This is a genomic window from Thioalkalivibrio sp. ALE19, from assembly GCF_000428605.1.
Taxonomy (GTDB): domain Bacteria; phylum Pseudomonadota; class Gammaproteobacteria; order Ectothiorhodospirales; family Ectothiorhodospiraceae; genus Thioalkalivibrio.
In genome coordinates, this window is sequence record NZ_AUAG01000050.1 from 1 (window position 1) to 5,562 (window position 5,562).

General features: G+C 70.6%; 4 protein-coding genes and 1 tRNA gene. 3 read left to right on the forward strand and 2 right to left on the reverse strand.

All coding sequences use genetic code 11. The annotated features are described in order from the left end of the window. Positions 1-317 (forward strand): IS110 family transposase (locus F787_RS15815; protein WP_042806009.1); only part of this gene is annotated, 317 nt, incomplete at its 5' end. Between the two features lie 102 nt (positions 318-419). On the opposite strand, the gene F787_RS0113775 is transcribed toward F787_RS15815, so the two are convergent. Beyond that, positions 420-509, reverse strand: a tRNA-Ser gene (locus tag F787_RS0113775). 157 nt (positions 510-666) lie between these two features. After that, positions 667-1,311 carry a pyridoxamine 5'-phosphate oxidase gene (gene pdxH / locus F787_RS0113780; protein WP_028492556.1) on the reverse strand — a complete coding sequence of 215 codons (645 nt, stop codon included), beginning with the start codon at positions 1,309-1,311 and terminating at the stop codon, positions 667-669. Positions 1,312-1,462: 151 nt separating this feature from the next. Between pdxH and F787_RS0113785 the strand changes: the two genes are divergently transcribed. Together F787_RS0113785 and F787_RS0113790 are read left to right on the forward strand one after the other, a co-directional pair. After that, a complete protein-coding gene (locus F787_RS0113785) occupies positions 1,463-3,046 on the forward strand; it encodes a glutamate synthase-related protein (protein WP_028492557.1) in 1,584 nt (527 codons plus the stop codon). Between the two features lie 101 nt (positions 3,047-3,147). Further along, a complete protein-coding gene (locus F787_RS0113790; RefSeq protein ID WP_028492558.1) occupies positions 3,148-5,439 on the forward strand; it encodes a YgiQ family radical SAM protein in 2,292 nt (763 codons plus the stop codon). The last annotated feature ends 123 nt before the right edge of the window (positions 5,440-5,562 follow it).

The window sequence follows — 5,562 nt, forward strand, 5'->3', positions numbered from 1 at the left end:
GTGGAACCTTCCGCAGCAGCGATGCGTTCGTGGCCTTCCTGGGCATGGATGTCCGGGTCCGGGACTCCGGCCAGAAGCGAGGCCGACGCCGGCTCACCAAGCAGGGAGACCCGGAGCTGCGACGCCTGCTCTACATGGCGGCCATGCAGGCCAAATCCAAACCCGCCTGGAGCGACTACTACCAGCGCTGTCTCGATCGGGGATTGGCCACGACGCAGGCCCTCAATGCCCTGGCTCGCAAACTCGCCCGCGTCGCCTTCGCCCTCATGAAAAACCAGACCGACTACCGACCCCCGAACCCTTGCACGCAGACATAGAATCTCCTACGGGCATGTTCACGGGCGCCTGCGGGGGGATGCGCATAGAAAAGGGGCCGCGCGGGCCCCTTTTTCGCGTGCAAGCACGCTCCTGCGGAATTCTGGCGGAGAGGGAGGGATTCGAACCCTCGGTACGCTCGCGCGTACAACGGTTTTCGAGACCGCCCCGTTCGACCACTCCGGCACCTCTCCGTGCTCCGACCCGGTCGGTTGTTGCGACCGTCGCCAGTAGCGCTGCGCATCCTAGCAGATTCGGAGGCGGGGGCGGTAGGGTTGCCGTGGATAATCGGCGGGGGAACCCGGCTCCCGCATGCGGACCGCCCGCATGGCGCGCTTCAGGATCGGCGGTTCAGGGCATCAGGCGGGTGATTTCCCAGTGTTCGCCGTTGTGATGGTAGGTGAAGCGGTCGTGCAGGCGACTGGCGCGGCCCTGCCAGAATTCGAAGAGTTCGGGCGCGAGGCGGTAGCCGATCCAGGCCGGGTCGCGGGGGACGTTGCCGTCGGGGTACTGCTTTTCCAGGTCCTTCACGCGCTGCTCCAGGGTGGCGCGGTCCTCCACCGGCTGGCTCTGCAGGGAGGCGGCGGCGGCCAGCCGGCTGCCGCCGGGCCGCTGGCTGAAGTAGTCGTCCGCGAGCTCGGCGGGCAGGGCGCTGACGCTGCCCTCGACGCGGATCTGGCGTTCGGTCTCGGGCCAGTAGAACAGCAGCGCGGCGCGGGGGTTCTCGGCGAGGTCGCGGCCCTTGTGGCTGCGCGAGTCGGTGTACCAGCAAAGGCCTTCGCCCTCGAAATGCTTGAAGAGGACGATGCGCGCCGAGGGCTGGCCGTCGGCGTCGGCGGTGGCCAGGGTCATGGCGGTGGGATCGGGGTTGCCGGCCTCGCGCGCTTCTTCCAGCCAGCGGGCCAGCAGCTGTGCGGGCTCCGGGGTCAGGTCGCTGCGGCGCAGCTCGGCGCGGGTGTAGTCGCGGCGGGTGTTGCGGTGGTCGACCTGGTTCATGCGGGGCTCCCGGGGGCAGATGGCACGATTCCTCATGATACGCCCCCGGGCGTCATCGCGCCCAGACGGGGCGGCCGGGTCGGGCGGTTTGCGCCGGGGTGCGGGTTTGTGGGTTCATGTCGGGTGAGACGGCACCCGACAGGAGGATACGATGAGCCGACCCGTGATTGCGGCACTGGAACCGCGTGGCGTGGAGCTGGAGAAGGGGAAGGAGTACTACTTCTGCCGCTGCGGGCGTTCGGCGAACCAGCCGTTCTGTGACGGTTCCCACGCGGGGACGGGCCTGGGCCCGCTGGCGTTTACCGCGCAGGAGGATGGCGAGGCGTTTCTGTGCCAGTGCAAGCAGTCGGGCAATCTGCCCTATTGTGACGGTACGCACGCCGGGCTGGACGCGCAGGTCGGGGAGGCGCCGGAACCGGCGTCGGAACCGGCGTCGGAGCCGGGCGGGAACGCCGGGAACGGCGGATCCGACGCGCCGCCCGATCCGCGCGCGACCGCGACCGAGCCGCATGTCGAGTTCATCCATGCGCTGGCGCGCGACGGCCTGGACGGGCTCGGTGCCCACGGACCGACGGTGGCGATGGGCGTGCCGCGCGACGACCTGCCGGGCTGGGATGCGCTGCAGCTGCTGGCGGCCCAGCTGGCGAGCCGGCCGCTGGAGGCCGGGGCGGAGGTGGCCACCGAGCTGGTGATCGGGCCGCAGGCGCAGCGGCCGCTGCGGCTGTCCATGCCCTGGCTGGTGACCGACATGAGCTACGGCTCGCTGTCGCGCGAGGCGCGTCTGGCGCTGGCACGCGGCGCGGAGCTCGCCGGCACCGGGGTGTGTTCCGGCGAGGGCGGCATGCTGCCGGAAGAGGCGGAGGCCGCCTCGCGCTATCTGTTCGAGCTGGGTCCGGCGCATTTCGGCTACGACGACACGGTGCCCGAGCGGGTGCAGGCCTTCCATTTCAAGGCCGGGCAGGCGGCCAAGACCGGCGTGGGCGGCGTGCTCCCCGGTTCCAAGGTGACCGACGAGATCGCGGCCGCGCGCGGGATTGAGGCCGGGCGCGACGCGGTCTCGCCGCCCGCGGATCCGGCGCTGCGCACGCCGGAGGATTTCCGCCGCTTCGCGGACGACGTGCGCCAGCGCTCCGGCGGCATCCCGGTCGGGTTCAAGCTGGCCGCGCACCACATCGAGGCGGACATCGATTTTGCCCTGGAGGCCGGTGCCGACTACATCATCCTCGATGGTCGCGGCGGGGGCACCGGCGCCGCGCCGGCGCTGCTGCGCGACCACATGGGGGTGCCGACCATCCCGGCGGTGGCGCGTGCACGCCGGCACATGGATGCCACCGGGGCCTCGGGCCGCGTGACGCTGCTGGTGACCGGCGGGCTGCGCACCCCGGCGGACTGGGTCAAGGCCCTGGCGCTGGGCGCCGACGGCGTGGCCCTGGGCAACGCCGCGCTGCAGGCGATCGGCTGTGTGGGGGCGCGCATCTGCCACACCAACCAGTGCCCGACCGGCGTGGCCACCCAGGATCCGCGGCTGCGTGCGCGCCTGGATGTGGAGACCGGGGCGGCGCGTCTGGGCCGGTTCCTGACCGATGGCACCGAACTGGCGCGGGTGCTGGCGCGGGCCTGCGGTCATGCGCGGCTGGAGGATTTCGGCCCCAACGATCTGTCGACCTTCGATCGCGATCTGGCCCGTCTGGCCGGGGTGCAGTACGCCGGCGTGCGCGACGCGCGGCACGTCTGAAGCCCCTGCCGCGCGCGGGTCGGGTTGAAGCCCGGGCCGCGCGCGCGTGTAATGGGCGATTACCCGATCGCAGTGCTCCGGAATCTCCGGAACGAGGCCGCATGTCCGCTTCCGTACCCGTTATCGCCGACGAGACCGTGCCCGGTCTGTTCGACCGCCGTCCGTACTGGGCCAAACGCTTCGGCACGGCGCCGTTCCTGCCGACCACGCGCGAGGAGATGGACCAGCTCGGCTGGGATTCCTGCGACATCGTGCTGGTCACCGGGGATGCCTATGTCGACCATCCCAGCTTCGGCATGGCCATCATCGGCCGGCTGCTGGAGGCGCAGGGCTTTCGCGTCGGTATCATCGCCCAGCCCGACTGGACCTCGGCCGAGGCGTTCCGCGCGCTGGGGCGGCCGAACCTGTTCTTCGGCGTGACCGCCGGGAACATGGACTCGATGGTCAACCACTACACCGCGGAGCGGAAGAAGCGCTCCAACGACGCCTATACGCCCGGCGACGTGCACGGCAGGCGTCCGGATCGCGCGGTGGTCGTGTACAGCCAGCGGGTGCGCGAGGCCTTCCGCGACGTGCCTGTGGTGATCGGCGGGATCGAGGCGAGCCTGCGGCGCATCGCCCATTACGACTACTGGCAGGACAAGGTGCGCCGCTCGGTGCTGCTGGATTCGCGCGCGGATATCCTGCTGTTCGGCAACGCCGAGCGCGCGCTGGTGGAACTGGCGCATCGGGTGGCCGGGGGCGAGCATCCGCGCGAGATCAACGATCTGCGGGGCACCGCGTTCCTGCGCGACCGGGTGCCGGGCGATCACGTGGTGCTGGACTCCTCCGAGGTGGATACCCCGGGGCCGGTGGATGCCAACCCGGATCCCTATGCGGAGACCTCGGCGCAGGCCTGCGCGACCGGGCAGGAATCGGGCACGCAACCCGGATCCGGGGGTGATGCCGAAGCGCAGGTCGTACGCTTCCACCGCGAGATCCCGAAGGGCACGCCGCGCAGCCGCACCGTGATCCGCCTGCCGGCCTTCGAGCAGGTGAAGGGCGACGCGGTGCTGTACGCCCATGCCTCGCGGGTGATGCATCTGGAGACCAACCCGGGCAACGCGCGGGCGCTGGTGCAGCGCCACGGCGACAAGGAGCTGTGGCTCAACCCGCCGCCGGTGCCGTTGTCGACCCCGGAGATGGACGCGGTGTTCGATCTGCCCTACGCCCGCGCCCCGCATCCGTCCTACGGCGATGCGCGCATCCCGGCCTGGGAGATGATCCGCTTCTCGGTGAACATCATGCGCGGCTGCTTTGGCGGCTGCACCTTCTGTTCTATCACCGAGCACGAGGGGCGCATCATCCAGAGTCGCTCGGAGGACAGCATCCTGCGCGAGATCGAGGAGATGCGCGATCGCGTGGAGGGCTTTACCGGGGTGGTCTCGGACCTCGGCGGGCCTACCGCGAACATGTACCGCCTGGCCTGCAAGGATCCGGAGATCGAGAAGAACTGCCGGCGCCTGTCCTGCGTGTATCCCGGGATCTGCTCCAATCTGAACACCGACCATGCCCCGCTGATCCGCCTGTATCGCAAGGCGCGCGAGCTGCCGGGGGTGAAGAAGGTGCTGATCGCCTCGGGCCTGCGCTACGACCTGGCGATCGAGTCGCCGGAATACGTGAAGGAGCTGGTGACGCACCATGTCGGCGGGTATCTGAAGATCGCCCCGGAGCACACCGAGGAGGGCCCGCTCGGTCACATGATGAAGCCGGGGATGGGTACCTACGACCGCTTCAAGGCGATGTTCGAGAAGTACTCGAAGGCGGCGGGCAAGGAGCAGTACCTGATCCCGTATTTCATTGCCGCGCATCCGGGCACTACCGACGAGGACATGCTGAACCTCGCGCTGTGGCTCAAGCGCAATGGCTTCCGCGCCGACCAGGTGCAGGCCTTCCTGCCCAGTCCCATGGCCCTGGCCACCGCGATGTGGCACACCGGGCGCAACCCGCTGCGGGGCGTGCGGCGCAGGGCGGATTCGCGGCTTTCCGTGGCCCGCGGGGCGCGGGCGCGGCGGCTGCACAAGGCGTTTTTGCGCTATCACGACCCGGATAACTGGCCACTGCTGCGTGATGCGCTGAAGCGCATGGGCCGGCGCGACCTGATCGGCAACGGCAAGCATCACCTGATCCCCACCTGGCAGCCGGCGGGTACCGGGGGCAAGGGGGGTAGCAAGGGCGGCGGGACGCGACCGGCCGCCGGCGGGCGCGTGACCCGCGGCGGCAAGGCGCTCCGGCAGCGCGGCGGCGAGGTGCGTACCCAGCACCTGGGCGTGGAGAAGGCTGCACGGCCGGCCCCGACCGGCCGCAAGCCGGGCCGCAAGGGCGGCCCGAAGAAGGGGCCGGGCAAACGGTAGGAGGCCGGCCCTCCGGCCGAGCGGGCCGGGTCCGGTGCCGGATCGGCCAGGGGGCTGGCCTCCTACGGACGGTTCGGGGAGCGGTAGGAGGCCGGCCCTCCGGCCGATCGGGGGCAGGTCCGG

Excerpts from the sequence above, each read along its gene's own strand:
- pdxH (WP_028492556.1), bottom strand. The coding sequence starts at position 1,311 with ATGAACCAGGTCGACCACCGCAACACCCGCCGCGACTACACCCGCGCC.
- F787_RS0113785 (WP_028492557.1), top strand. The coding sequence starts at position 1,463 with ATGAGCCGACCCGTGATTGCGGCACTGGAACCGCGTGGCGTGGAGCTG.
- F787_RS0113790 (WP_028492558.1), top strand. The coding sequence starts at position 3,148 with ATGTCCGCTTCCGTACCCGTTATCGCCGACGAGACCGTGCCCGGTCTG.